This is a genomic window from Streptomyces sp. ICBB 8177 (genome assembly GCF_003144095.1).
Taxonomy (GTDB): Bacteria; Actinomycetota; Actinomycetes; order Streptomycetales; family Streptomycetaceae; genus Streptantibioticus_D.
On record NZ_NSKH01000018.1, the window covers coordinates 1,394,675 to 1,417,363 of the forward strand.

The following is a 22,689-nucleotide window of genomic DNA, read 5'->3' on the forward strand; positions in this document are numbered from 1 at the left end:
GTCGTGGACGGGATCGTGTCTGTTCGTGTGCTGGAGGCGGACGGCCGCCTGGAGTGGTGGGACGTCTTCTGCGGGACGGACGGGGAGGCGTCCACCGTCGAGGTCGTGAGCCCGAGCCCTGGGCGGCAGCGCTTCCACGGAGAAGGGGCTGATCTGTTCGACGCGCTTCGGGCCCTGCGGCTTGAGCTGGAGGAACGGGGCGCTTTCCTGCTCTGCGCGGGTGCGGCGCGGAACGCGCATCAGTCGGGGGCGCTGGCGAGCTTCCACGACGGCGCCGTGGTCTACCTGTTGGAGGCCGGCTGGAGACCGAAGCGACAGGCGTGGATCTTCGATCCGGCCGAACCGGAGGATGCCGGTACGGTGGCCGAACAGGTTGAGTTCTTCGAGCGGTGGGTGCGAGGCCGTCAGACGCGTGGGCCATTCTCCAATGTGCTGGACTGGCTCTACGATCTGTGGCACAAGGTCAAGTGAGGGAACGGTCGCAGGCGGGCACTGCCGGCTGCGGACGGAGGACGCGACTGCGGCACCGCCGCCCGGCTCCGAGGGTTCGGACCCGAGAGCCCGTTCACGTTGCGGTGGGACGTCGATCACGTGGCGCGGTCCAGCTTGGGAGGGTACTTCGGGCAGCTCGTCGAGCCGCTACGCGAGGAGGCTTCAGGATTCTGTGGGGCGCGAAATCCTGAGTGAACCTCTTTCATCCTGAATAGTTGCAGGCCAGTAGCACGTGGATGGCTTGGACGGTCCGGCTGACGCGGCGGGGTGGAGGAGCGTGCTCTGCGCATGATGCGCCAGGACTTGAGTCGGGCGAAGGCGCGTTCACCGGGGGCTCGGAGTCGAGCGTGGTCGTGGTTGAACTGCTGGTAGTGCTCGGGCTGTTCGCTGTGGTGGTAGTACGGGGTGCGGAACGTGGCGCCGGCGCCCTGGTAGGCGCGGTCTGCCAGCACAAGGATCTGTCGGGTCAGGCAGGCCTGGACGATGCCGTGGGCGCGGGCCGAGGTCAGGTCATGTGTGCGGCCGGGTGTCGCGCGGGAGAACCACAGGGGTGTGCCGTCCGGGCGTGCGATGACCTGCACGTTCATGCCGTGCTTCTTGTGTTTCTGCGAGTAGTACGGCTGATCGGCGCGGACGCGGTCGGTGGGGATCAGTGTGCCGTCAACGATGACGTGGTCGCCCTCACCGAGGCCGGTGAGGGCTTCGTGGAGGCCTGGCGCCCAGGAAGCCAGCACCTCCAAGGCCTCGTCCACGTAGCGCCAGGCGGTGGCCTGCGATATCGCGAACCCGGCGCCGAGCTGGGCGAACGTCTCGTTCTTGCGTAGGTGGACCAGCGTGAGCAGTGCCTGGTCGAAGCAGCCGAGCTTCCGCCAGCGGGTGTTGCGTGCGCGACGGTGCTCGTACAGCAGCCAGGCAACATGCTCGACGAGCTCATGCGGGACGTCGAGCGTGGCAGGATACGGAACCAACAGGGCCCCTTCGGTCGCCGGTGTGCTGAGTGGAATCACCACGCCAACGACGAGGGGCCCTGCCTCGTCACCACGCTCGCTGACCAGCACATTTCACCCGCCAGCACAGGATGAAAGAGGTTCAGTGAGGAATGTGATTCAGAACGGCTGACGGCTGCTTCGTATCGTAAGCGGTGCCGGATGGAGCCCCCGTGGGCCTGGACCTCCTGTGACGGGAACTGAGCATGGCGGAACTGCTGTCGAGCGATGATCTTCCGGAGGGGTTCTCATATCCCCCGGAGTTCGTTCGTGTCGTGGAGTTGGGGCTGACCGCCCTGGAGCCCTGGTGGATCTTCGATGGCGAGCCGCTGCGGCAGAGGTACAGGGGCTTGAAGGACCGTTATCCGCAGCGCTCTCTGGTTCCTTTCGCTCGCCGCGAGGACAACGACGACGTGGCCTGCTGGGACCTGCGGGTGGGGGACGTGGTAATCGTGCACGACTTCGCGGGCTCGGGCTGGGAGCAACGCGGCCGGTTCGCCGACTTCGACTCCTGGCTCCGGCAGGCGGTCGAGGACCTGATCGAGCATGGGGCGTGACCCCGCGGGGGGGGCGACGATGGCGTCCGCGACCTGCGAGTGTGCCGATGCCCCGACACCGCGGGCGGTCGACCGGTTGTCAGGGGCGGAACTGATGACCGACCCGGGCCACGGGCGGAGGAAAATCGCGCCTGGCTGCGCGAGTTCGAAGACGGTCTGGGAGCAGGCCCGCGCTGAGCTTTTATCGGTGCGATCTTCTCCGTGGGGGAGGCATGATGCACACGCTCAAGCCGTCCTCCGGCAACGGTCTCCCAAGGGGTACGCGTGCACTACGAGTCGGGGCATCACCGCAGACGTCCGCGTGTCACCGAGCGGGAGATGGTCGAGGAGTTCGGACGGCCCGTGGCGGACATCGCGACCAGTGATCCCGCTTGGACGCGGACCGTGGAGAGGTCGGAGTCGAACGGCGTGCCCTGGTCGGTGAAGGTGAGCTACAGCGGCTCGCGACAGCTGTACGTCACCGTCGAGACGATTCGCCGCCCGGAGCCGGGGACGCCGTCGGTCTCGGAGGTGAGTCTGGAAGGCGCCGTTGCCGTCTTCGTCGCGACAGCCATGTCCGGCCGGCGTTCGGGTCGGGAGAACGCGCCGGCTCTCATGGAGCGGGTCCAGCAGGACATCACCGGGAAAGCGTCTGCCTCTTCCGAACTGATCGTGGCAGGACGAGAGCTGCCCGCCGAGGAACTGTCCTGCGACAGTTGTACGTCGCGACTGTGCGCGGTGGGGGACCGAGTCGTCATCTGTTCGTGGACGCGGAACGTGCCACAGGCGCCGGTCTTGACCTGGCTGACGAACTGACGCCTTCAGGGCCACGGAAGGGCGTGGCTCCCCGCCATCGCGGCAACCGCTCCGATTCCCGACGTAGGGCGCTGTCAGTGGGGGCCGGCAGGGTGGTGGCGTGACTACCTTGCTGCTTACCGACGTCGAGGCGGCCATTCGCGACGGGTGGGGGTCCGACACCTTTCCCTCCGACGCGGCGACCTCGTTCGATTCCCGCAACCCGGCCCGCGGGCAATGCGGCGTCACCGCTCTCGTTCTGCACGACCTGCTCGGCGGCGACCTTCTGCGCGGCGAGGTCCGCGTCGACGACCAACGCACCGACTACCACTGGTGGAACCGGCTCGGCGCGGGCGTCGAGATCGACCTCACCCGCGAGCAGTTCCGGCCCGAGGAAACCGTCACCCCCGGCGTCGTCGTGCCGCGTCCGCCCGGCCCGCCTCGCCGGCTCAACGCGGAGTACCAACTCCTGCGGGCCCGCGTCCTGCTCCGCCTCTCCGTGCCTTCGTCACGATGACACCTTCACCTCGCCCCGTACCTCGGCCGTCAGGTCTGCCATCTTCCGCAACGGCACCGCTGCCCGGGACCCTGGCGTCGTCTCCAGCACGGTCCCCCACGCGTCCGCGTCCGCCCACGCGCACTCCGGGAACGTGGTCCTCCGCCCGCCCTTGCTGAACGCCACCACCTGGCACGTGAACGTGGTGTCCGCGCCCACCACCGTGAAATCGCTCGGCTTCACCGTGACCGCCGTGCCCGGCGCGTTCGCCGAACCACTCAGCAACTGCGCCCGGTCGCGTGCCGGGTCCTCGTTCACCTCGCCGTACGCGCCGGTCACCTGGAGCACGCCCCCGTCACGCGACGTGTACTCGCCGCTCCGCCACGTGCGTCCGCTCTCTCCGACCGCCTTCGTCAACTGCGCACTGTCGTCCCGCGCCAACGTGTACCGGCCGCCGTCCAGCGCCTTCGGCAACGTGATCTCGTACCGGGGTCGGCTCGCCGACGAGGCCTCGACCGACGGCGACACGTGCCGCGCGCTCGCCGACACCGTGTGCCGTCCGCCCGCCGTCGCCACGGCCGTCGCCCCCGCGACCACCACCGCCCCCACGACCGCGGCCACCACGATCCACGCTCTTCGCCGCTTCGGGGGCGGCGCTACCTCCGGCGGTACGCTTACGCGCCCAACTCGCCCCCGACCACGGCCCCGACGAACGCACGGAACGCCTCCGGCGAGAACGCGAGCGCTGGCCCGGTGGGGTTCTTGGAGTCCCGGACCGCGATGAGGTCGGGGAGTTCGGCTACCTCGACACAGTCCCCGCCGTGATCTGCGCTGTAAGTCGACTTGCGCCACTGGACGGTGCCCAGCGCGGCCACCTCCACGCAGTCCCCGCCATGGTCGCCGCTGTAGCTGGACTTACGCCACGACGCTCCGATCAGCTTCGTGCTGTTCTCCATAGCGCTCCTCCATCACCCGGCCGATCAACTCCGCCGACTTCTCCACGGACAGCGCGGCGGCTTGCAGGTGATCGTAACGGAGCGAACGCATGCGCAACTCCTCCGGATTCGCGGTCATCCTGGGCTCGTAGCTCTCGTCGTAGACGATCTCGGGGTCGTCCTCGAAGCGCAGGATGTTGAACGACCCGTTTACACCTGCGTGCGCTCCCGCCGAGAACGGGAGGATCTGGATGTTGATCCACGGGTTGTCGAGGAAGGACAACAGATGCGTCAGTTGGCCTCGCATCGCCTCCTTACCGCCGATCTCCTGATAGAGGACTGCTTCGCTCATGATCGCCCAGAACAGCGGCGGGTCTTCGCGTTCCAGGATGTGATGGCGTTCCATCCGGGCCGCCACGCGCTCGTCCAGCTTGTCGTGCTCCAGGACGCCCAGCACGGCGCGTGCGTACTCCTCCGTCTGCAACAAGCCGTGGACCAGGTGCAGCTGAAAGCTGTGGATGTGCGTCGCCTTCGCTTCCAGGTCCGCGTACGGCTGAAACCAGGCCGGCAGTTGGCTTCGCATCACCAACCGCCAGATGCGCATCAGCGCGCCCTCCGTGTCGAGCGCGGTGTCCACCCGCACGGTGAAGTCCTTCGTCGCGACCTTGCGTGCCGTCTCGATCTGGCCGATCAGGCTGCCCGTGCAGAAGACGCACGCGCCCAGCTGCTTCAGCGTGAGTCCGGCCGCCTCGCGGAAGCGGCGCAGTTCCGCCCCGTAGTAGTCCAGCGGCGACGCGCTCGGATCGAGTTCGCGGACGTTCGTCATGGCGTGGCCTCCCCAACTCCGTGACGGGTTGTCTCCGTTCCGTAGCCGAGCGTAGCGATGGTCGAGCAACCTCGTCCCGTGAACGAACTCATCCACTCGCCGCGCACCCACTACCGCCTGCACCTCGTCGTGGGCGCCCACTCCGCGCGGCACATCCGGCGCATCGTCCGCGCGCACCTGCGGCTGTGGGGTCTGCGCGAGCTGGCGGACGCCGCCGGGCTGGCGGTGACGGAACTGGTCGCCAACGTGGTGCGGCACGTGCCGGGGCGCCGGTGCACGATCGTGCTGCGCAGGTGCGGGGACGCGTTGCGGATCGAGGTGTCCGACGACTTCGCCGGCCTGCCGCGCGTACGGGACGCGGACGTGCTGGACGAGGGTGGTCGCGGGCTGGCGCTGGTCCAGCTGGTCTCGCGGGCCTGGGGCGTCGAGCAGGACGCGCACGCGCCGGGGAAGACGGTGTGGTGTGAGATCGGGGGAAAGGAGGGGGAGTGCTGACGGCGCGCGCCAGGATGACCCGCGCGCCCCGGCGTGCGTGAGAGCGACCGTCTCATCTGCTGAGCGCCGACCGGGGGCGGCGCGGGGACACCGTAGGCTGGGTTCGTGACCGTGAACGCTGAAACCACTGCCAGGCGTGACACCTGGCGCGACCTTCCCGCGGCGCAGCAGCCCGAGTGGCCCAACCCCGAGGCTCTGCGCGACGTCGTCGCGGAGCTGGAGTCGTATCCGCCGCTCGTGTTCGCCGGTGAGTGCGACCAGCTGCGCGCCCGCATGGGAGCCGTCGCCCGTGGTGAGGCGTTCCTGCTCCAGGGCGGCGACTGCGCCGAGGCGTTCGACGCCGTCTCCGCCGACCAGATCCGCAACAAGCTCAAGACCCTGCTCCAGATGGGCGCGGTCCTGACGTACGCGGCCTCCGTGCCGGTCGTCAAGGTCGGCCGGATCGCCGGGCAGTACTCCAAGCCGCGCTCCAAGCCGACCGAGACGCGCGACGGCGTGACGCTGCCGACGTACCGCGGCGACAGTGTCAACGGCTTCGAGTTCACCCCCGAGGCCCGCACGCCGGACCCGGAGCGGCTGAAGCGGATGTACCACGCGTCCGCCGCGACGCTGAACCTGGTGCGCGCCTTCACCACCGGCGGTTACGCGGACCTGCGGCAGGTGCACGCCTGGAACCAGGACTTCGTGAAGTCGTCCCCGTCCGGCCAGCGCTACGAGGCGCTCGCCCGCGAGATCGACAACGCGCTGAACTTCATGGAGGCGTGCGGCACCGACCCGGCCGAGTTCCGCACCGTCGAGTTCTTCTCGTCGCACGAGGCGCTGATCCTGGACTACGAGTCGGCGCTGACCCGCGTCGACTCGCGCACCGGTCAGCTGTACGACGTCTCCGGCCACATGGTGTGGATCGGCGAGCGCACCCGGCAGCTGGACGGCGCCCACCTGGAGTTCGCCTCCCGCATCCGCAACCCGCTCGGGGTCAAGCTCGGCCCGACCTCGACCGCCGAGGACGCGCTGACCCTGATCGAGCGCCTCGACCCGGAGCGCGAGCCGGGACGGCTGACGTTCATCACCCGCATGGGAGCGGACAAGGTCCGCGACCGGCTCCCCGAGCTGGTCGAGAAGGTCACCGCGTCCGGCGCCCAGGTCGCCTGGGTCTGCGACCCGATGCACGGCAACACCTTCGAGGCGGCCTCCGGCCACAAGACCCGGCGCTTCGACGACGTGCTGGACGAGGTCAAGGGCTTCTTCGAGGTGCACAAGGGTCTTGGCACCCACCCCGGCGGCATCCACGTCGAGCTGACCGGCGACGACGTGACCGAGTGCGTGGGCGGCGGCGACGAGATCTTCGTCGACGACCTCCACCAGCGCTACGAGACCGCCTGCGACCCGCGGCTCAACCGCAGCCAGTCGCTGGACCTGGCGTTCCTGGTCGCGGAGATGTACCGGGGGCAGTGAGCCCGCCCGCGGCGCGATCGCGCCCGCGGCGGCCGGCACGTACGTGATGGCGGAGGGGTGCGGATCACATCGATCCGCACCCCTTCGGTGTTCCTCTGGTCTGGCGGACTGAGTAAGGTTAGGTTAACCTCATCAGCAGATCGGGCGACTGCCCGACGATCCATGCCCGACCCGGGAGTCCCAGGTGTACGTATGCCACTGCTTCGGCATCACCGAGGCTCAGGTGCACGCGCACAAGGAGGCCGGGGCCTGCACGCCGCGTGAGGTCGCGTCCGCGTGCAAGGCGGGGACGGACTGCGGGTCCTGCGTCCGCCGGATACAGGCGCTGCTCGGGCGCGAGCCCGCCGCCCGGTGCCGGCCGTCCCATGAGGAACTCCAGACCCGGCTGACCCCGGCCGCGAAGCCCGCGCCGCCGGTCACCGAGCCGGCTCCGGTCACCAAGCCCGCGCCGGTCACCAGGCCGGCTCCGGCCGCCAGGCCCGCGCCGGCTGCCGCCGCGGTCGTCGGCAGGGCCGTCGGCACGGTGTCCGCGTCCGTGGCCGCCTGACCGATCCTGTAAGGGCGGCCGCCGGGCTCAGCTCTGCGACGGCTGCTCGATCAGCTGCGCGATGTAGAGCGGCTCACCGAGCTTCTGCACCAGCTCCAGCTGTGTGTCCAGGTAGTCGATGTGCTCCTCCTCGTCGGCGAGGATCGACTCGAAGATGTTGGCCGACGTGATGTCGCCCTTGCTGCGCATGACCTCGATGCCGCGCCGCAGGCGGTCGATCGCCTCGACCTCCACCTGCTTGTCCGCCTCGAACATCTCCGTGACCGTCTGCCCGACGCGCACGTGGAAGAGCCGCTGGTAGTTGGGCAGGCCCTCAAGGAAGATGATCCGGTCGGTGAGGACCTCCGCGTGCCGCATCTCGTCGAAGGACTCGGCCCGGGTGTGCCTCGCCAGTTTCAGCCAGCCGTAGTTCTCCTGGAGCTTCGCGTGCAGGAAGTACTGGTTGATCGCGGTCAGTTCGCCGGTCAGCTGCTCGTTCAGGAACTCGATGATCTCGGGATCGCCCTGCATGACGCGGCCGTCCTTCCTCAGTCCGGGGGCACGTGCGCCTGCTGCGGCGCCACGTCCGCGCATCCTCGCACCGGTGGCCCCGCGTGATCCAGTAAGCACACACTTAACCTGGCTTGTCCGTGATGCCCGCGGGCTGGTGGCAGGGCATGCCGCCCGGTCTGTCACCATGGAGGCATGGGCCAGTCGATACGCCGCGAAGGGGAGCTTCCTCCCGGTCAGCGGCTTCAGCGCGGCTGGCCGGTTCTGCACTACGGCCCCGTGCCGCGGTTCAAGCCGGACCGCTGGGAGTTCCGCGTCTTCGGTGCCACCAAGGACGGTGACAAGCACTGCTGGGACCACGAGGGCTTCTCGTCGCTGCCGTTCTCCATGGTGACCGGGGACTTCCACTGCGTCACCAAGTTCTCGATGCTCGGCGTGGAATGGGGCGGGGTCGCCGCCGCCACGCTGCTCGAACTCGCGCCTCCCGCGCCCGAGGTCACCCACGTCATGGTGTGGGCGGAGTACGGCTTCAGCTCCAACCTGCGCATCGAGGACTTCGCCGACGACAAGTCGATATTCGCCACGCATCGCGGGGGCGAGCCGCTCACCGCGGAACACGGCTTCCCGGTGCGGTTGGTCGTCCCGCACCTGTACGCCTGGAAGGGCCCGAAGTGGGTGCGCGGCGTGGAGTACATGGTCGCCGACCGCCGCGGCTTCTGGGAGGAACGCGGCTACCACAACCTCGGTGACCCATGGCGCGAGCAGCGGTACTCCTACCAGGAGGAGCCGGGCGACGGCCCGGAGCTGTAGCCCTCAGGCCCGTTGAGGCCCACGCGCCGCCGTCCCGCGACGCCTTGCCCCTTCGGGCCTACGCGTCGCCGTCCCGCAGCGCCTTCAGCCGCGCCACGTCCATCGCGTGCTGCTCCTTCGGACCCGGGGTCTCGATGACCAGCGGGACGCCCTCGGTCGCCGGGTGGGTGAACAGGTCGCCGAACGGGCCCGAGCCGATGTGGCCGGCGCCGATGTTCTCGTGGCGGTCCTTGTGCGCGCCCGCGACGTCCTTGGAGTCGTTGGCGTGGATCAGCCGCAGCCGCCCGGGACCGCAGACGTCCACCAGCTCGTCCAGCAGTGCCTTCGTGCCGCCCGGGGCGGCCATGTCGTGGCCGGCGGCGAAGGCGTGGCAGGTGTCCAGGCAGACGCCGAGCCTCGGGTGCCGGTCGAGGGCGTCGAAGTACGGGCCGAGGTCCTCGGCGAGCGCGCAGAGCGAGGCGCCCTGTCCGGCGGTCGGCTCCAGCAGCAGCCAGGGGTCGTCGTCGTGCGTCAGCTCGTCCAGCAGGGGGCGCACCCGCTCGCGTACCTGCGCGAGCGCGACCTCACGGGTGCGGCCGCCGGTCGCCGAACCGGTGTGCACGACCACGCCCAGCGCGCCGATCGCCCGGCCCCGGCGCAACGAGTGCCGCAGCGACTCGACCGACTTGTCGACGGTGGCCTCGGTGTGCGAGCCGAAGTTGATCAGGTAGGGCGCGTGCACGTAGGCCGGAACGCCCTCGGCCGCGCACCCCTCACGGAACGCGGCGTCCTCACGGGGGTTGCCCTGCGGGGTGGCCCATCCGCGCGGATTGGCGACGAAGACCTGCACGGCCTCCGCGCCCATCTCCCGCCCGTACGCCAGCCCGTTGGCGGCCAGCCCACCGGCGACGGGCACGTGCCCACCGATGGGGTTACGGGACGGGGGGCGGGGGATGTCGCTGCTCACGGGTCCAGGATGTCATGGGGCGGAGGTGTCCGGTCCGGGCGGCCCCTGCTGGGTCTCTCCGCCCCCGGCGTACGTCGGGCCTTCGGCGTACTGGGCGACGCCGTTGCCGAGCGACCAGTCGGCGGACGCGTTCTCGGTCAGCGTGACGAAGACGTTGCGGGGCTCGGTGCCCGCGTAGGCGTGGACGAGTTCGGCGATGCGGCGGTACAGGGCCCGCTTGCGCTCGGGAGGCCGTCCGGCGCGCAGCGTGATGGCGACGTAGACGATGCCTTCGTCCCGGCGCACGCCGAGGTAGCCGCCGTACCTCAGCGTGCTGCGCACCCCGTCGTGCCCGGTCAGCACCTGGAACCGGTCGTCGGGCGGTATGCCGATCGTCTCGACCAGAGCCTCGTGCACGGCCCGGCCCAACGCGTCCAGGCGGACGGGGTCGGTTCCCAGGGCGTCGATGCGGACGAAGGGCATGGCGAGTCCTCCCGGGCGAGGGCGATGTGGTGGCGCGACCTCGATCGATACATACTAGTAGGTACAGTCGTGACGGTGGCAAGGCGACAGCCCCGTCCCGGGCAACCGGAACGGGGCCGCTACGAGGTACGGGGCCGCGTCAGCGGGCCCAGAGGGTGATCGTCGTGTTCTTCGGCTGCATCGTGCCGCCTGCGGGGTCCTCGTTGAAGACCTTGCCGGTGAAGAACAGCTGGATCACGCTGACCTTGAAGCCCGCCGCCTGGAGGGTCTTCTTCGCCGTATCGACGTCCTGGCCGGTGACGTCCGGGACCTTGAACAGCTGCTGGCCCTTGGAGATCGTCAGGGTGATCGTGTCGCCCTCGGCCACCTGGCCGTTCGCCGGGGACTGCTGGGCGACCGCGTTCTTCGGCACGTCGTCGGAGAAGACCGGGGCGCCGGTGATCCGCACCTTCAGCCCGAGCCCCTGGAGCTTGCTCTGCGCGTCGCTGACCGACGATCCGACCACGCTGGGCACGGAGACCGCCCTGCCCTTGCTGACCGTGAACGCGATCGCGTCACCGGTGCTGCGCGGGGTGCCGCCGGGCGGGTCCGTCGAGACGACCGAGCCCGCCGGGACCGTGTCGCTGAACGCCTTCGCCACCGTCCCCGGCGTCAGCCCGGCCGCCTTCACGCTCTTGCGCGCCTGGTCCAGCGGCTCACCGGCGACCTTCGGCACGTCCACGTGGCGAACGCCGCGCGAGACCACGACGTGCACCGTGCCGTTGCCCCGGATGCGGCCGCCCGGGCCGGGGTCGGTGGAGATCACGTCGCCCTTGGCCACCGTCGCGCTGTAGTCCTCGCTCACGCTCACGCCCAGGCCCGCCGCGCGCAGCTTCTGCTCGGCCTGCGCCTTCGGGATCGCCAGGACCGCGGGGACGTTGGTGAACTGCCCCGCGCCCACGTACCAGACCACCGCGCCGCCGCACAGCAGCACCGCCAGCGCCACCAGCACCGCGATCACCCCGCGCCGGGGCATCCCGCGGCGGCGCCCGGCGGGCGGGACGGCGGCGGCGTCGGTGTCGTCCGGCCTGACGAGGTCGGGCGGGAGCTGGTAGCGGCTGGTGCGGTTCAGCTCGCCGGCGCCGTTCGGCTCCAGGCGGTCGGTCGCCTCGGCGCCGGCGGACGAGCCACGCCGCAGGACCGTCGTGCGGTCGTCGGAACCGGAGCCTGAGCCGGAGCCGGAGACCTTTGCGGGCGCCGCGCCCGGCGGGGCCGCGTCGAGCTGGGCGGGGGTGAGCGCGGCACGCACTGTGCGCAGCAGGCCGAGCAGTTCGACCGCGTCGGCCGGGCGGGCCTTCGGGTCGCGGGCCGCGGCGCCCTCCACGAGTGCGTCCAGTTCCTCGGCCATCCCCGGCACGGCGGCCGACGGGGGCGCGACATCCTCGTGCAGGTGCTGGTAGAGCACGGCCGCGGGGGTGGCGCCGTCGTACGGCTTGGCACCGGTCAGCATCTCGTACAGCAGCACCCCGCACGCGTAGACGTCGGTGCGCTGGTCGGCCGTGCCGTCCTGGATCTGCTCGGGGGCGAGGTAGGAGACCGTGCCCAGGACCGATCCGGTGGAGCTGGTGGTCTCGGTGCCCACCGCCCGCACCAGGCCGAAGTCGGCGACCTTGACCCGGCCGTCGTCGCCGATCAGCACGTTCTCCGGCTTCATGTCCCGGTGCACCAGGCCCGCCCGGTGCGCGGCGCCCAGCGCGGCCAGCACCGGCTCCAGGATGTCGAGCGCGGCCCGGGGCGGCAGCGCGCCCTGCTCGCGCAGCACGTCGCGCAGCGTGCAGCCGGCCACGTACTCCATCGCGAGGTAGACGTAACCGCCGTCCGCGCCCTGGTCGAAGACCCCGACGACGTTGGTGTGGTCCAGCCGGGCCACCGACTTCGCCTCGCGGATGAAGCGCTCGACGAAGACCGCGTCGGCGGCGAGCGCCGGGTGCATCACTTTCAGCGCCAGCACACGGTCCAGACGGGTGTCCACGGCCCGGTAGACCGTGGCCATCCCGCCCACGGCGATCCGCTCCTCGATCCGGTACCGGCCGTCCAGCACCAGGCCGATGAGGGGGTCATGCAAGGTCGTGTCCACGGAACGTGAGTGTACGAGGGCCGAAGCGGCGCGCCGCGCCCCTGGCTGCCCCCGCGCCGGGCCGATGCGCGACTGCGACAGAACTGTGACGAGGGGGCGGGGCAGGTTCCGCCCCGGTCCCGCCCCCGCTTCCGTCCCGCTTCCGCCCTCGGTTCCCGCCACGGTCCCGGTCCGGCTCAGAACGCCGGCCGCTCCGGGTCGTACGACACGGGCGCGGCCAGGTCGGCGACCCCTTCGGCGGGGGAGGAGGCGAGGGCGTGCAGCCTGCGCGGGATGCGGCCCGCGCGGTGTGCCAGACGGCCCGCCTCGACCGCGTGCCGCATCGCCTGCGCCATCAGCACCGGCTCCCGCGCCCGGGTGACCGCGGACGCCAGCATGACCGCGGCGCAGCCCAGTTCCATGGCGAGCGCCACGTCGGAGGCGGTGCCCGCGCCCGCGTCCAGGATCACCGGGACGCCGGAACGCTCCACGATCAGCTGGAAGTTGTGCGGATTGCGGATGCCCAGACCCGAACCGATCGGCGAGCCGAGCGGCATGATCGCCGCGCACCCGACGTCCTCCAGCTTCCGCGCCAGCACCGGGTCGTCGTTGGTGTACGGCAGCACGGTGAAACCGTCGTCCACCAACGTCTCGGCAGCATCCAGCAGTTCGACCGGATCGGGCAGCAACGTGCGCTCGTCGGCGACCACTTCGAGCTTGACCCAGTCGGTGCCCAGCGCCTCCCGGGCCAGCCGCGCGGTCAGCACGGCCTCGCCCGCCGTGAAGCAGCCCGCGGTGTTCGGCAGCGGACGGATACCGTGCGCGGACAGCACACTCAGCACCGAACCCTGGACCGAGGGGTCCAGCCGGCGCATCGCCACCGTCGTCAGCTCGGTGCCGGACGCCAGCAGCGCCCGTTCCAGCACGTCCAGACCGGTCGCTCCGCCGGTCCCCATGATCAGTCGGGAGCCGAACGCCGTCCCCGCGATCACCAGCGGATCGCCACCGGCCGTCTCCCGCGCCACGACCGCCACGTCAGCCTCCCTGCACCGCGGTCAGGACCTCCACCCGGTCGCCGTCGCCCAGCGGCGTACGGGACCACGCGCCACGCGGCACCACCGCCTCGTTGACGGCGGCGGCGACCCCGGAAGGCGCCGTGGTGAGTGTCGCGACCAGGCCGTCGAGCGTCAGCCCGTCCGCCACCTCGCGCGGTTCGCCGTTCACGGAGACGTTCATGCGGTCTGCTCCTGGGGTGAGGGCCGCTCGTGGGGCACGGGGGCATGCGGGAGTGGGGTGTCGGGGGCGCCCGGGGCGTCGGCGAACCGCCCGGCCGCGAACGGTTCCGCGTACGGCGGCAGCCCGCCGTGGGTGAGCGCGTGCGCCATCACGTCCCCGGTGACCGGCGTCAGCAGCACCCCGTTGCGGTGGTGGCCGGTGGCCAGCAGCAGCCCCGGCAGCTCGGTCGGCCCGAGCAGCGGCGCGTTGTCGGGCGAGCCGGGACGCAGCCCGGCCAGCGTCTCCACGAGCGGCAGTTCGGTGATCCCGGGCACGAGCTCGTGCGCGTCCCGCAGCAGCTCGTACACCCCGCCGGCGGTGACGGTGGTGTCCCAGCCCAGTTCCTCGCTGGTCGCGCCGACCACCAGCTCGCCGTTCTCCCGGGGCACCAGGTAGACGTGCCCGCCGCGCACCACCGCGCGCACGGTGCGCGAGAGGAACGGCGCGTACGCGGGCGGTATCCGCAGCCGCAGCACCTGCCCCTTGACCGGCCGCACCGGGGGCACGACGCGCGGCGGCAGCCCGGCGATCCGTCCGCTGAGGCTGCCCGCGGCCAGCACGACCCGCCCGGCGGCGGGCGCGGCGCCGTCCCGCAGCACCACGCCCTCGGCACGATCGCGCGCCACCGTGATCCGCTCCACCGGCTCGCGCAGGAAGGCCACCCCGGCACGCTCGGCGGCCTTCAGCAGGGCGCAGGCCAGGCGGCGCGGGTCGATCTGGTGGTCGCCGTCCACCCGGAGGCCGCCGCGCACCCCGGGCGCAAGCATCGGTTCGAGACGGCGGCACTCGCGACCCGTCAGCCACTGCGCCTCCAGCCCCAACGAGCGCTGGAACGTGTGCAGTTCGCGCAGCTCCGCGCGGTCGTCGGAGTCGAGGGCGACGGCCAGCGTGCCGCACGGGCGGTACCCGAGGCCGAGCCCGGTCGCCTCCGTCAGCTCCTCGGCGAAGGACGGATAGCGGCGGGCCGAGGCCAGGTTGAGCTCCAGCAGGGTCTGCTCGCCGTACTGCAACTCGGTCACCGCGGCGAGCATCCCGGCCGCCACCCGCGCCGCGCCGCCGCCCGGATCAGGGTCGGCCACCGCCGTGCTCAGGCCCTGCTGGGCCGCCCGCCAGGCGGTGACCAGGCCGATGATCCCCCCGCCGACGACCACGACGTCGTAGGCGCGGGGCCGCCCGGACGGCGGTGCGGTCGCCCTGGGCGCCGCCTTCGCCGTCGCGGCAGGCGGGGCCGTCGGGGGCGTCGTCGTCACAGGCGGCGCCGTCGCGGGCGCCGTCGTCGTTCCGGAAGCACGCATGACCGGTCCGCTCCTCCCTTCGCCGGCATGACCCGGATCAGGTTCCTACGGTCGGCGGCCGCCCAGCCGCCCTCTCAGCCCGGTCGTCCGGGCTCCCGCGAGTGCACTACGGCGGCCACTGTAGTACGCGTCCCCGAGCGCCCTGAAGAGTGAGGCCACGGTGACGGTGTGTCAGAGATCTCGCCGCACGCTGCTGCGGCATCCGGCCCGCGCGGCGTTACGGTGATCGCGTGAGTGACGAGCGGAGCGTGCGACGAGTCGTGGTGGTCGGCGCCGGCATGGCCGGGGTGCGGACCGCGGTGTCCCTGCGCGAACTGGGCTTCTCCGGCTCCGTGACCCTGATCGGCGAGGAACCCCATCCGCCCTACGACCGGCCACCGCTGTCGAAGTCGGTGCTGCTCGGCGCCGCCGACGGCTCCGCGTTCGACGTGGACTTCGACGGCCTCGGCATCGAACTGCGGCTCGGTGTCCACGCCGACGCGCTGCGACCGGCCGAGCACGAGGTCGTCACCACCGCGGGAGCGCTGCCGTACGACAAGCTGGTGATCGCCACGGGGGCCGCGCCGATCACCCTGCCGGGCGCCGCCGGTCTCACCGGGGTGCACGTGCTGCGCACGCTGGACGACGCCAACGCGCTGCGGCCGGTGCTGGCCGCCCGGCGCGAGGTCGTCGTGGTCGGCGCGGGCTGGATCGGCGCCGAGTTCGCCACCGCCGCCCGCGAGGCCGGCTGCCCGGTCACCGTCGTGGAGGCCGCGACGCGCCCGCTCGCCTCGGTCCTGCCCGCCTCCGTCGCCGAACCCATGCGGCAGTGGTACGCCGACGCGGGCGTCACGCTGCTGACCGGCCACCGAGTGGCACAGGTCGAGCCGGGTGCCGTGGTGCTGGACTCCGGCGCGCGGCTGACCGCGCACGCCACGGTGGTCGGCGTGGGCGCCCGGCCCGACACCGGCTGGCTGGCGGGCTCCGGCGTCACGCTCGGTCCCGACCGCGCGGTGCTCGTCGACGACCGGCTGCGCGCCGACGTGCCCGACGTCCACGCGGTCGGCGACTGCGCCTCCTTCCCCTCCGCGCGCTACGGCCGCCGCCTCCTCGTCCACCACTGGGACAACGCGGTGCAGGGCCCGCGCACCGCCGCCGCCAACCTGCTGGGGGCGGACGAGCCCTACGACCCGGTGCCGTACTTCTGGTCGGAGCAGTTCGGCCGCTTCGTCCAGTACGCGGGGTGGCACGCGCAGGACGACCTGATGGTGGTGCGCGGCGACATGGCGGGCCCGGCGTGGTCGGTGTGCTGGCTGCGGGACGGCGCGCTCGCGGCGCTGCTGGCCGTCGGACGCCCGCGCGACCTGGCGCAGGGCCGCAAGCTGATCGAACGCAGCGCGCTGCTGGACCCGGAGGCGGCGGCGGACCCGTCGGTGCCGCTGAAGACGGCGGTGCGCAGCGCGGTGCCGTGATCGCGGGAGCGCGGGAGCGCCGGAGCGCGGCGGGAGTGGGCCCGGGGCGCGGTGTCGAGATCCCAGGCGCGGGGGCGCTGCGCGAATGGGCGCGGGGGCGGGGGACTGTTCCGTAACCCTGGTGGGCGGCGTGTCGCCCGCTGGGACCCGTCCGGGTTCCGGTTGTCCGTGGCGGATGGCACGCTTGTCCTGTGACCGAGATCGACACCAAGACTGACTCCCTCGTACCTTCCTGGCTCACCCTGCCCGACGTCGCCGAGCGACTCGGCCTCGAAGTGACCCGCATCCGCCCGCTCATCAAGGAAGGCCAGCTCATCGCGGTGCGCCGCGGTGAGAACCGGGTGCTGATGGTCCCCGCCGACTTCATCGGCGACGGCAAGGTGATCAAGGGGCTGGCCGGGACGCTGACGCTCCTGAAGGACGACGGCTTCACCGACGAGGAGGCGCTGGAGTGGCTCTTCACGCCTGACCCCACCCTGCCCGGCACCCCCGTCCAGGCCCTGCGCGAGAATCGCGGGACCGAGGTGAAGCGCAGGGCCCAGGCGCTCGCCGTGTGACCGTTCTCCTTAGACCACGACGGGGGCGGTCGGGTGGCCGTCCCCGTCCGGGGGCGGACCGGCCGCCTCCGGCGACGGGGGCCCGACCAGGGCCAGGGGAGCGCCGCAGCCATGACCTCATCCGGGACCACGGGGAGCACGGGGACCACGCCGGCCGGCCCGGCCTCGAGGACGACGCCCGATGTCCCGGCGCCGATGCCCGGCGCCCCGATGTCGACTGCCGGTGCGTCGACGGCCGCACCCGGCGCCACGGCGCCGGCCCCCGGTGCGACCGCCGTGGGGGCCGCGCGCCGCGCCCGTCTCGCCGACGCCCGGCTCTACCTGTGCACCGACGCCCGTCGCGACCGCGGTGACCTGCCGGAATTCCTCGACGCGGTGCTGTCGGCCGGCGTGGACGTCGTGCAGTTGCGCGACAAGGGCATGGAGGCCGCGGAGGAACTCGACCACCTCGCGGTGTTCCGTGACGCCTGCCGCCGGCACGGCAGGCTGCTCGCCGTCAACGACCGCGCCGACGTCGCCCACGCCGCCGGGGCCGACGTGCTGCACCTCGGGCAGGGCGACCTGCCGGTGACCGCCGCCCGCGCCATCCTGGGCGACGATGTGATCATCGGACGGTCGTGCCACGCGGAGGCGGAGGCCGCCGCGGCGTCCGTCCAGCCGGGCGCCGACTACTTCTGCACCGGGCCGTGCTGGCCCACCCCGACCAAGCCCGGCCGCCCCGCGCCCGGGCTGCCGCTGGTCGAGTACGCCGCCGGACTCGGCACCGACCGGCCCTGGTTCGCCATCGGCGGCATCGACCTGACCACCGTCGACCAGGTGCTGGCCGCCGGGGCCCGCCGCGTCGTCGTGGTCCGCGCCATCACCGAAGCCGACGACCCCGCCGACGCCACCGCACGCCTGGCCGCGGCCGTACGGGACGCGGCCGTACGGGACGCGGCCGTACGGGACGCCGGCTGACCGGCGGGGCCCTGGAGGCCACGAGCGGCTTCCGGGAAGCGGGCGGCATCGGGCCCGGCCGCCCCCGCCGCCCGGCGTCCGTCCACCGGGCGGATTCCGGGCGTCCGTCCACCGGACGGCCGGAAGCTGTCCATATGGTGAATCGCGCCCACGAAGCGTCCGCGACGCCTATAACCTGCGTATATGGCCCTTGGAACACCTTCCACCAGGACCGATCGCGCGGTCACCATCCGCGAGCTGCTGGCCTCCGGTGAGCGTTCGTACTCGTTCGAGTTCGCCGCGCCCAAGACCGAGAAGGGCGAGCGGACGCTCTGGAACGCCATCCGGCGCATCGAGATGGTCGGGCCCACCTTCGTCTCGGTCACCTACGGCGCCGGCGGCTCGTCCCGCGAGGGCACCGTCCGTGCGACCGACCGCATCGTCTCCGACACCACGCTGACCCCCTGCGCCCACCTGACCGCCGTCAACCACTCGGTGGCCGAACTGCGCAACATCATCGGCCAGTACGCGGACGCGGGCATCCGCAACATGCTCGCGGTGCGCGGCGACCCGCCCGGCGACCCGATGGGGGAGTGGATCCCGCACCCGCAGGGCCTCACCTACGCCGCGGAACTCGTCCGGCTGATCAAGGAGTCCGGTGACTTCTGCGTCGGCGTGGCGGCGTTCACCGAGACCCACCCGCGCTCCACCGACCCGGCCACCGACGCCCGGCACTTCGTCGACAAGTGCCGCGCGGGCGCGGACTTCGCCATCACCCAGATGTTCTTCGACCCCGAGGCCTACCTGCGGCTGCGGGACCGGGTGGCCGCGGCGGGCTGCGACACGCCGATCATCCCCGAGATCATGCCGGTCACCAACGTCCGCCAGATCGAACGCTTCTCGCAACTCGGCAACGCGCCCTTCCCACCCGAACTGGCCGAGCGCATCCTGGCGGTGCGCGACGACCCGGTCGCGGTGCGCGAGATCGGCGTGGAGTTCGCCACCGAGATGTGCCGCAGACTGATGGCGGAGGACATTCCCGGGCTCCACTTCATTACGCTGAACCACTCCACGGCGTCCCTCGAGATCTACGAGAATCTCGGTCTGCACCAGAGGTCGTGAGAGGCTCGCGTGGGTGAGCCCGTCGTCCCGGAGAACCCGGCGGCGACGACGGTGATCGGTGAGGAAGTGCGGACATGGGCTACGCAGTGCTCTACGTCGCGTTCGGTGTCGTCGCGCTGTGGCTGCTGGGTGAGGTGCTCTTCCAGCACAAGGCGCGCCTGCGCTGGCGGCTGGTGGCCTTCACCGGGTTCCTCTGCGTCGCCGTCGGCGTCGCGGCGCACGAGGTCGTGGTCATCGCCCTCGGAGCCGCCGCGTTCGGCACCGGCCAGACGTTCGTCACGCTCTCGCACCGCCGCGGGTTCTCCGCCGGCTGGGCGGTCGGCGGGCGGCCGGGCACCAGCCGCCGCCGCAAGACCGGCGGCAGGAGCGCGGCGCAGGCCGGGCCCGCCCTTGAGGTGTCGGACGTCGAGGCCGCCACGGCCGACGGCGTGACGCCGACCGCTGAAGCCGGCGCCGACGACCTCGCCGCCACCGGCGTCATGGACCCGGTCGCCGACGAGACGGCCTTCGCGACCTTCGGCGCCTACGGCCCCGGCACCGCCCCCGGCGGGGACGGCGACGACTCCACGCAGGTCTACTCGCCGGTGCCGATGTCCGACGACAGCGGCGAGTACCCGGCGTACACCGACCGCTCCGGCTACGGCTCCGACCCGTACGGCACCGGCGGCTACGACGGTTACGGCACCGGCGCGCCGCAGGAGCAGCCCGCCACGGCCTACGGGTACGACACCTTCGGCGGCCAGGAAGGGCTGGAGGACGTCTTCGCGGCGGGCGCCGCCCCCGGTTACGGCGGCTTCGCGGGGGCCGCGCAGGGCTACGACGATCAGGCGTACGCGCAGCACGGCTACGCTCAGCAGGGCTACGCGGAGCAGCTCTACGCCCAACAGCCCTACGCGCAGGACCCGTTCGCCCAGCAGCCGTACGGCGCCGCCCCGTTCGGAACCGGTCAGCCGGGCGGGGACCCGCTGGGGCAGTACCCGCAGCAGTCCTACGACCAGCAGCCGGGCTACGACCCCTACGGCGCGCCGTACGGGTCGTACGCGCCCCAGCAGGACGGCGGCCAGGGCCAACAGCAGCAGCCGTACGGCCACGACACGCCGCCCGAGGGCGTCTGGACGCCCGGCGGCCACCCGGGCGAGCAGGCCCACATCCCGCAGCAGGCACCGCCCGCCCACGACCACGAGCCGTATCCGTACGGGTAGTCCGGCGGGGCCGCGTCCCGCGGTCTCACCGGTGGCATGGGCGGCGTCGCTTCCCGCGATCTCACCGGTGGCATGGGCGGTACCGCTTCCTGCGCTCGCGCCGCACCGCTCAGCGGCTGCCGCCCGGGCCGCCCGCGATCAGGTCGGCCACCATCGCGCCCGACATGCCCGCGTGCGCCAGCCCGCCGCCGGGATGGGCCCAGCCGCCCACCCGGTAAAGGCCTCGCGGACCACCGCGGTTGGCGGTGCGCAGCCAGGCGCCGTCCGCGCCCGCCAGCGCCGGGGCGGGCACCGCGCCGCCGGGCGCGCCCGTCTCGCGTTCGGTGTCGGCCGGGGTGCGCACCTCGCGCCACAGCAGGCGCTCCGCCAGCCCCGGTATCGCGGCGCCCGCGGCGGCGACGACCCGGTCGGCGAAGGCGTCGGCGCGTCCGGCGGCCCGCCAGTCCACCGCACCCTGCGGCGGCACCGTGACGCTCAGCACGACCGCCTCGTGGTCCGGGCCGGGGACCAGGCGGGCGTCGTCAGGACGCAGCACCCGCACCGTGGGCGCCGGGCCGTCCGGCGAGCCGTCGTGCGGCGCGTCGGTGCCGTGCACGACGGTGCGGTGAGCGGTGCCGACCGGCCGGGCCCCGCGCAGCGCCAGCAGCACCACGAAGCGGCCCAGGTCGCCGGGGAGCGGCTCGCCGGGGGTGCCGCGCACCACGACGTCCGCCTCCTGCCGCGTACCGTCGGCGAGTTCCACGCCCGTGGCGCGGCCGCCCCCCTCGACGACGCCGGTCACCTCGGTGCCGAAGCGGAACTCGACCCCGCGCTCCTCGCACCGCTCGTACACCGCGTCGGCGAGCGCGCGCAGGCCGCCGCGCACGTACCAGCTGCCGAAGGTCTGCTCCATGTACGGCAGGACGGCGGCGCTCGGCGGCGCCTGGCGCGGATCGAGCCCGTAGGACAGCACGCACTCCGACAGCAGCGCGGCCAGGCCGGGATGGCGCAACTCCCGCTCGCCGACGGCGGCCACGGTCGCCGGGGCACGGCGCAGAAGACCGCGCTTCAGGCCCGGGTACGGGTCGCGGCCCAGCGGGGCGGTGTCCTCGCGGAGGGTGTCCTCCAGCAGCGGACGGCGGGTGCGCTCCCACACGACGCGGGCGCGGCCCAGGAACTCGCCCCAGCGCTCCCCGATCCCGGCGCCGAACGCCGCGTCCAGGGCGGAGACCACGCCCGCGCGCGAGGCGTTGGGCAGGGCGAGGTCCGTGCCGTCGGGGAAGAGGTGGCGGCTCGCGGGATCGACCTGGACCAGCTCGACGCACTCCTCCAGCGGGCGCTTGCCGGTCTTGACGAACAGGTCGCGGTAGACGGCCGGCAGATGCAGCAGGGCCGGACCGGTGTCGAACGCGAAGCCGTCCCTGCGGAAGGCGCCCACCGCGCCCCCGTAGGTCTCCGCGCGCTCGAGGACCGCCACCCGGTGGCCCTGAGTGGCCAGCCGGGCGGCCGTCGCCAGCGAGCCCATACCCGCGCCGATCACCGCAATCCGTGCCATGCCGAGGACTGTAGCGGCACCCACTGACAGCGCCGCGCGGCAGGGCCACGGGGGCGGGTGAGTACCCGTACTCAGGCGCCGGGATGAGTAGCAGCGCGGATGGGCGGGACGGGTGTGACAGGAGAGGGTGGAGCCGACGGGCGGGACACGCAGCGGGACCGCGGGCACGGGGCCGCGGAACGAGGCGGCCGGTCCGCGACCGGGGGAGACGGGGGAAGCGCCGGTCCGGTGCGGCTCGAAGGGGGATGGAGCCGCACCGGACCGGCGCGCGCCGTTTCAGGCCCCCGGGCCGTACCACGCGAACCGCGCGCCGTTTCAGGCCCCCGGGCCCGAGACCCGTCCCTGGAGCAGCCGGGACAGCGCCGCGTGGACGTCGTCGATGCTGCGGGCGGGCTGGAACGCCTGCCAGTCGAGCGCCGCGACCAGGACCATGCCGAACAACGCCGACGCGGTCAGCGGCACGTCGATCTCGTCGCTCAGCTCGCCCGCGTCCACCGCCGCGCCGAGCACCTTCTCGACCACGGCGACCGCCTCCTGGCGGACCATCATCAGCGTGGACTGCCAGGCCCGGTTGGTGCGCCACAGCTCCGCCACGTACAGCTGCGTGAACGACGGGTAGCGGGCGATGAACTCCAGCCCGGCCCTGATCATCGCGTCGAGCGCGTCGACGTTGCTGCCGCCGGACGCCACCGCGCCCTCGGACGCCTCGCGCAGCGACGCGGTGAGCAGCCCCACGCCGTGCCGCAGCAACTCCTCGAACAGATCGTTCTTGCTGGCGAAGTTGTAGTACACGGTGCCCTTGGCGACCCCCGCCCGCTCGGCGATCTCGTCCACCGTGGTGGAGGAGAACCCCTGCTCCGCGATGAGGGTGACCGCGGCCTCGTACAGCTTCTGCCGGGTGGCCTCACGTCTCGCGCTGTTCATGCCCCTGATTCTCCTCCCCCTGCCGCCC

General features: G+C 72.4%; 25 protein-coding genes, 1 pseudogene and 1 riboswitch. Of the genes and pseudogenes, 13 read left to right on the forward strand and 13 right to left on the reverse strand.

The features are described from left to right. Window positions 1-3 precede the first annotated feature (3 nt). The gene (locus CK485_RS14745) at window positions 4-471 is read left to right on the forward strand and encodes a hypothetical protein (protein ID WP_109450656.1); all 468 of its coding nucleotides are present in this window, start codon (window positions 4-6) and stop codon (window positions 469-471) included. A 223-nt stretch (window positions 472-694) separates the two neighbouring features. On the opposite strand, the pseudogene CK485_RS14750 reads toward CK485_RS14745, so the two are convergent. Next, window positions 695-1,502 (reverse strand): annotated as a pseudogene (locus tag CK485_RS14750) (IS5 family transposase). 182 nt (window positions 1,503-1,684) lie between these two features. Here CK485_RS14750 and CK485_RS14755 point away from each other — a divergent pair. The 3 genes from CK485_RS14755 to CK485_RS14765 all read left to right on the forward strand — a co-directional run bounded on the left by CK485_RS14755 (window position 1,685) and on the right by CK485_RS14765 (window position 3,326). After that, window positions 1,685-2,035 (forward strand): hypothetical protein, encoded by a 351-nt coding sequence (locus CK485_RS14755; RefSeq protein ID WP_109450658.1) that lies wholly within the window; start codon window positions 1,685-1,687, stop codon window positions 2,033-2,035. A gap of 264 nt (window positions 2,036-2,299) precedes the next feature. Further along, a complete protein-coding gene (locus CK485_RS14760) occupies window positions 2,300-2,830 on the forward strand; it encodes a hypothetical protein (RefSeq protein ID WP_146214547.1) in 531 nt (176 codons plus the stop codon). 100 nt (window positions 2,831-2,930) lie between these two features. Then, window positions 2,931-3,326, forward strand: a complete 396-nt coding sequence (locus CK485_RS14765) for a hypothetical protein (protein ID WP_109450662.1) — start codon at window positions 2,931-2,933, stop codon at window positions 3,324-3,326. Here the strand turns inward: CK485_RS14765 and CK485_RS14770 are convergent. Genes CK485_RS14770 through CK485_RS14780 form a run of 3 tightly spaced genes read right to left on the reverse strand, consistent with a single transcriptional unit; the run spans window position 3,318 to window position 5,066 of the window. Next, window positions 3,318-3,929 (reverse strand): hypothetical protein, encoded by a 612-nt coding sequence (locus tag CK485_RS14770; RefSeq protein WP_109450664.1) that lies wholly within the window; start codon window positions 3,927-3,929, stop codon window positions 3,318-3,320. The two genes, CK485_RS14765 and CK485_RS14770, sit on opposite strands and share 9 nt — an antisense overlap. Before the next feature lie 50 nt (window positions 3,930-3,979). Beyond that, complete coding sequence (locus tag CK485_RS14775; RefSeq protein WP_109450666.1) at window positions 3,980-4,261, reverse strand: DUF397 domain-containing protein; 282 nt, start codon at window positions 4,259-4,261, stop codon at window positions 3,980-3,982. Continuing rightward, a complete protein-coding gene (locus tag CK485_RS14780; protein ID WP_109450668.1) occupies window positions 4,221-5,066 on the reverse strand; it encodes a helix-turn-helix transcriptional regulator in 846 nt (281 codons plus the stop codon). Before CK485_RS14780 ends, CK485_RS14775 begins: the two co-directional genes overlap by 41 nt. A gap of 78 nt (window positions 5,067-5,144) precedes the next feature. Here CK485_RS14780 and CK485_RS14785 point away from each other — a divergent pair, with 78 nt between their 5' ends. The 3 genes from CK485_RS14785 to CK485_RS14795 all read left to right on the forward strand — a co-directional run bounded on the left by CK485_RS14785 (window position 5,145) and on the right by CK485_RS14795 (window position 7,563). Then, window positions 5,145-5,561, forward strand: coding sequence for an ATP-binding protein (locus tag CK485_RS14785; RefSeq protein WP_241968355.1), 417 nt, complete (start codon window positions 5,145-5,147; stop codon window positions 5,559-5,561). A 105-nt stretch (window positions 5,562-5,666) separates the two neighbouring features. Beyond that, window positions 5,667-7,016, forward strand: a complete 1,350-nt coding sequence (locus tag CK485_RS14790) for a 3-deoxy-7-phosphoheptulonate synthase class II (RefSeq protein ID WP_109450672.1) — start codon at window positions 5,667-5,669, stop codon at window positions 7,014-7,016. A gap of 184 nt (window positions 7,017-7,200) precedes the next feature. Next, window positions 7,201-7,563, forward strand: coding sequence for a (2Fe-2S)-binding protein (locus CK485_RS14795; protein WP_109450674.1), 363 nt, complete (start codon window positions 7,201-7,203; stop codon window positions 7,561-7,563). 27 nt (window positions 7,564-7,590) lie between these two features. Here the strand turns inward: CK485_RS14795 and bfr are convergent, their stop codons facing one another. Continuing rightward, window positions 7,591-8,073, reverse strand: coding sequence for a bacterioferritin (bfr, locus tag CK485_RS14800; protein ID WP_109450676.1), 483 nt, complete (start codon window positions 8,071-8,073; stop codon window positions 7,591-7,593). 174 nt (window positions 8,074-8,247) lie between these two features. Here bfr and CK485_RS14805 point away from each other — a divergent pair, with 174 nt between their 5' ends. Next, entirely contained in the window at window positions 8,248-8,862 is a 615-nt protein-coding gene (locus tag CK485_RS14805) for a sulfite oxidase-like oxidoreductase (protein WP_109450678.1), read from the forward strand. Window positions 8,863-8,920: 58 nt separating this feature from the next. On the opposite strand, the gene CK485_RS14810 is transcribed toward CK485_RS14805, so the two are convergent. The 6 genes from CK485_RS14810 to thiO form a co-directional block, all read right to left on the reverse strand. Then, the gene (locus tag CK485_RS14810; RefSeq protein WP_109450680.1) at window positions 8,921-9,808 is read right to left on the reverse strand and encodes a deoxyribonuclease IV; all 888 of its coding nucleotides are present in this window, start codon (window positions 9,806-9,808) and stop codon (window positions 8,921-8,923) included. 12 nt (window positions 9,809-9,820) lie between these two features. After that, window positions 9,821-10,270 (reverse strand): tautomerase family protein, encoded by a 450-nt coding sequence (locus tag CK485_RS14815; RefSeq protein WP_109450682.1) that lies wholly within the window; start codon window positions 10,268-10,270, stop codon window positions 9,821-9,823. Window positions 10,271-10,409: 139 nt separating this feature from the next. Then, window positions 10,410-12,386, reverse strand: a complete 1,977-nt coding sequence (gene pknB / locus CK485_RS14820; protein WP_109450684.1) for a Stk1 family PASTA domain-containing Ser/Thr kinase — start codon at window positions 12,384-12,386, stop codon at window positions 10,410-10,412. 176 nt (window positions 12,387-12,562) lie between these two features. After that, the gene (locus CK485_RS14825) at window positions 12,563-13,399 is read right to left on the reverse strand and encodes a thiazole synthase (protein ID WP_109450686.1); all 837 of its coding nucleotides are present in this window, start codon (window positions 13,397-13,399) and stop codon (window positions 12,563-12,565) included. Window position 13,400: 1 nt separating this feature from the next. Continuing rightward, entirely contained in the window at window positions 13,401-13,601 is a 201-nt protein-coding gene (gene thiS / locus CK485_RS14830) for a sulfur carrier protein ThiS (RefSeq protein WP_109450688.1), read from the reverse strand. Next, complete coding sequence (thiO, locus tag CK485_RS14835) at window positions 13,598-14,935, reverse strand: glycine oxidase ThiO (protein ID WP_109450690.1); 1,338 nt, start codon at window positions 14,933-14,935, stop codon at window positions 13,598-13,600. Before thiO ends, thiS begins: the two co-directional genes overlap by 4 nt. Next, window positions 14,932-15,044, reverse strand: a riboswitch (TPP riboswitch). (Overlaps the previous gene by 4 nt.) Before the next feature lie 169 nt (window positions 15,045-15,213). Between thiO and CK485_RS14840 the strand changes: the two genes are divergently transcribed. The 5 genes from CK485_RS14840 (at window position 15,214) to CK485_RS14860 (ending at window position 20,203) form a co-directional block, all read left to right on the forward strand. Beyond that, window positions 15,214-16,386 (forward strand): FAD-dependent oxidoreductase, encoded by a 1,173-nt coding sequence (locus tag CK485_RS14840; protein ID WP_241968459.1) that lies wholly within the window; start codon window positions 15,214-15,216, stop codon window positions 16,384-16,386. Between the two features lie 191 nt (window positions 16,387-16,577). After that, window positions 16,578-16,943, forward strand: a complete 366-nt coding sequence (locus CK485_RS14845) for an Rv2175c family DNA-binding protein (protein ID WP_109450694.1) — start codon at window positions 16,578-16,580, stop codon at window positions 16,941-16,943. 210 nt (window positions 16,944-17,153) lie between these two features. After that, window positions 17,154-17,900: a thiamine phosphate synthase gene (thiE, locus tag CK485_RS14850; protein WP_109453026.1), complete on the forward strand. Its 747-nt coding sequence runs from the start codon at window positions 17,154-17,156 to the stop codon at window positions 17,898-17,900. A gap of 183 nt (window positions 17,901-18,083) precedes the next feature. Continuing rightward, window positions 18,084-19,001 (forward strand): methylenetetrahydrofolate reductase [NAD(P)H], encoded by a 918-nt coding sequence (gene metF / locus CK485_RS14855; protein ID WP_109450696.1) that lies wholly within the window; start codon window positions 18,084-18,086, stop codon window positions 18,999-19,001. Window positions 19,002-19,075: 74 nt separating this feature from the next. Continuing rightward, window positions 19,076-20,203 (forward strand): hypothetical protein, encoded by a 1,128-nt coding sequence (locus tag CK485_RS14860; RefSeq protein WP_109450698.1) that lies wholly within the window; start codon window positions 19,076-19,078, stop codon window positions 20,201-20,203. Window positions 20,204-20,312: 109 nt separating this feature from the next. On the opposite strand, the gene CK485_RS14865 is transcribed toward CK485_RS14860, so the two are convergent. Together CK485_RS14865 and CK485_RS14870 are read right to left on the reverse strand one after the other, a co-directional pair. Next, complete coding sequence (locus CK485_RS14865) at window positions 20,313-21,737, reverse strand: NAD(P)/FAD-dependent oxidoreductase (protein ID WP_109450700.1); 1,425 nt, start codon at window positions 21,735-21,737, stop codon at window positions 20,313-20,315. Window positions 21,738-22,052: 315 nt separating this feature from the next. Next, window positions 22,053-22,661: a TetR/AcrR family transcriptional regulator gene (locus tag CK485_RS14870; protein ID WP_109450702.1), complete on the reverse strand. Its 609-nt coding sequence runs from the start codon at window positions 22,659-22,661 to the stop codon at window positions 22,053-22,055. Window positions 22,662-22,689: the final 28 nt, after the last annotated feature.

Bases quoted from the DNA above. Each gene is read 5' to 3' on its own strand.
- CK485_RS14815 (WP_109450682.1), bottom strand. From the start codon at position 10,270: ATGCCCTTCGTCCGCATCGACGCCCTGGGAACCGACCCCGTCCGCCTG.
- thiO (WP_109450690.1), bottom strand. From the start codon at position 14,935: ATGCGTGCTTCCGGAACGACGACGGCGCCCGCGACGGCGCCGCCTGTG.
- CK485_RS14865 (WP_109450700.1), bottom strand. From the start codon at position 21,737: ATGGCACGGATTGCGGTGATCGGCGCGGGTATGGGCTCGCTGGCGACG.
- CK485_RS14775 (WP_109450666.1), bottom strand. From the start codon at position 4,261: ATGGAGAACAGCACGAAGCTGATCGGAGCGTCGTGGCGTAAGTCCAGC.
- CK485_RS14755 (WP_109450658.1), top strand. From the start codon at position 1,685: ATGGCGGAACTGCTGTCGAGCGATGATCTTCCGGAGGGGTTCTCATAT.
- CK485_RS14780 (WP_109450668.1), bottom strand. From the start codon at position 5,066: ATGACGAACGTCCGCGAACTCGATCCGAGCGCGTCGCCGCTGGACTAC.
- metF (WP_109450696.1), top strand. From the start codon at position 18,084: ATGGCCCTTGGAACACCTTCCACCAGGACCGATCGCGCGGTCACCATC.
- thiS (WP_109450688.1), bottom strand. From the start codon at position 13,601: ATGAACGTCTCCGTGAACGGCGAACCGCGCGAGGTGGCGGACGGGCTG.
- bfr (WP_109450676.1), bottom strand. From the start codon at position 8,073: ATGCAGGGCGATCCCGAGATCATCGAGTTCCTGAACGAGCAGCTGACC.
- thiE (WP_109453026.1), top strand. From the start codon at position 17,154: ATGTCGACTGCCGGTGCGTCGACGGCCGCACCCGGCGCCACGGCGCCG.
- CK485_RS14860 (WP_109450698.1), top strand. From the start codon at position 19,076: ATGGGCTACGCAGTGCTCTACGTCGCGTTCGGTGTCGTCGCGCTGTGG.
- CK485_RS14870 (WP_109450702.1), bottom strand. From the start codon at position 22,661: ATGAACAGCGCGAGACGTGAGGCCACCCGGCAGAAGCTGTACGAGGCC.
- CK485_RS14840 (WP_241968459.1), top strand. From the start codon at position 15,214: ATGGCCGGGGTGCGGACCGCGGTGTCCCTGCGCGAACTGGGCTTCTCC.
- CK485_RS14805 (WP_109450678.1), top strand. From the start codon at position 8,248: ATGGGCCAGTCGATACGCCGCGAAGGGGAGCTTCCTCCCGGTCAGCGG.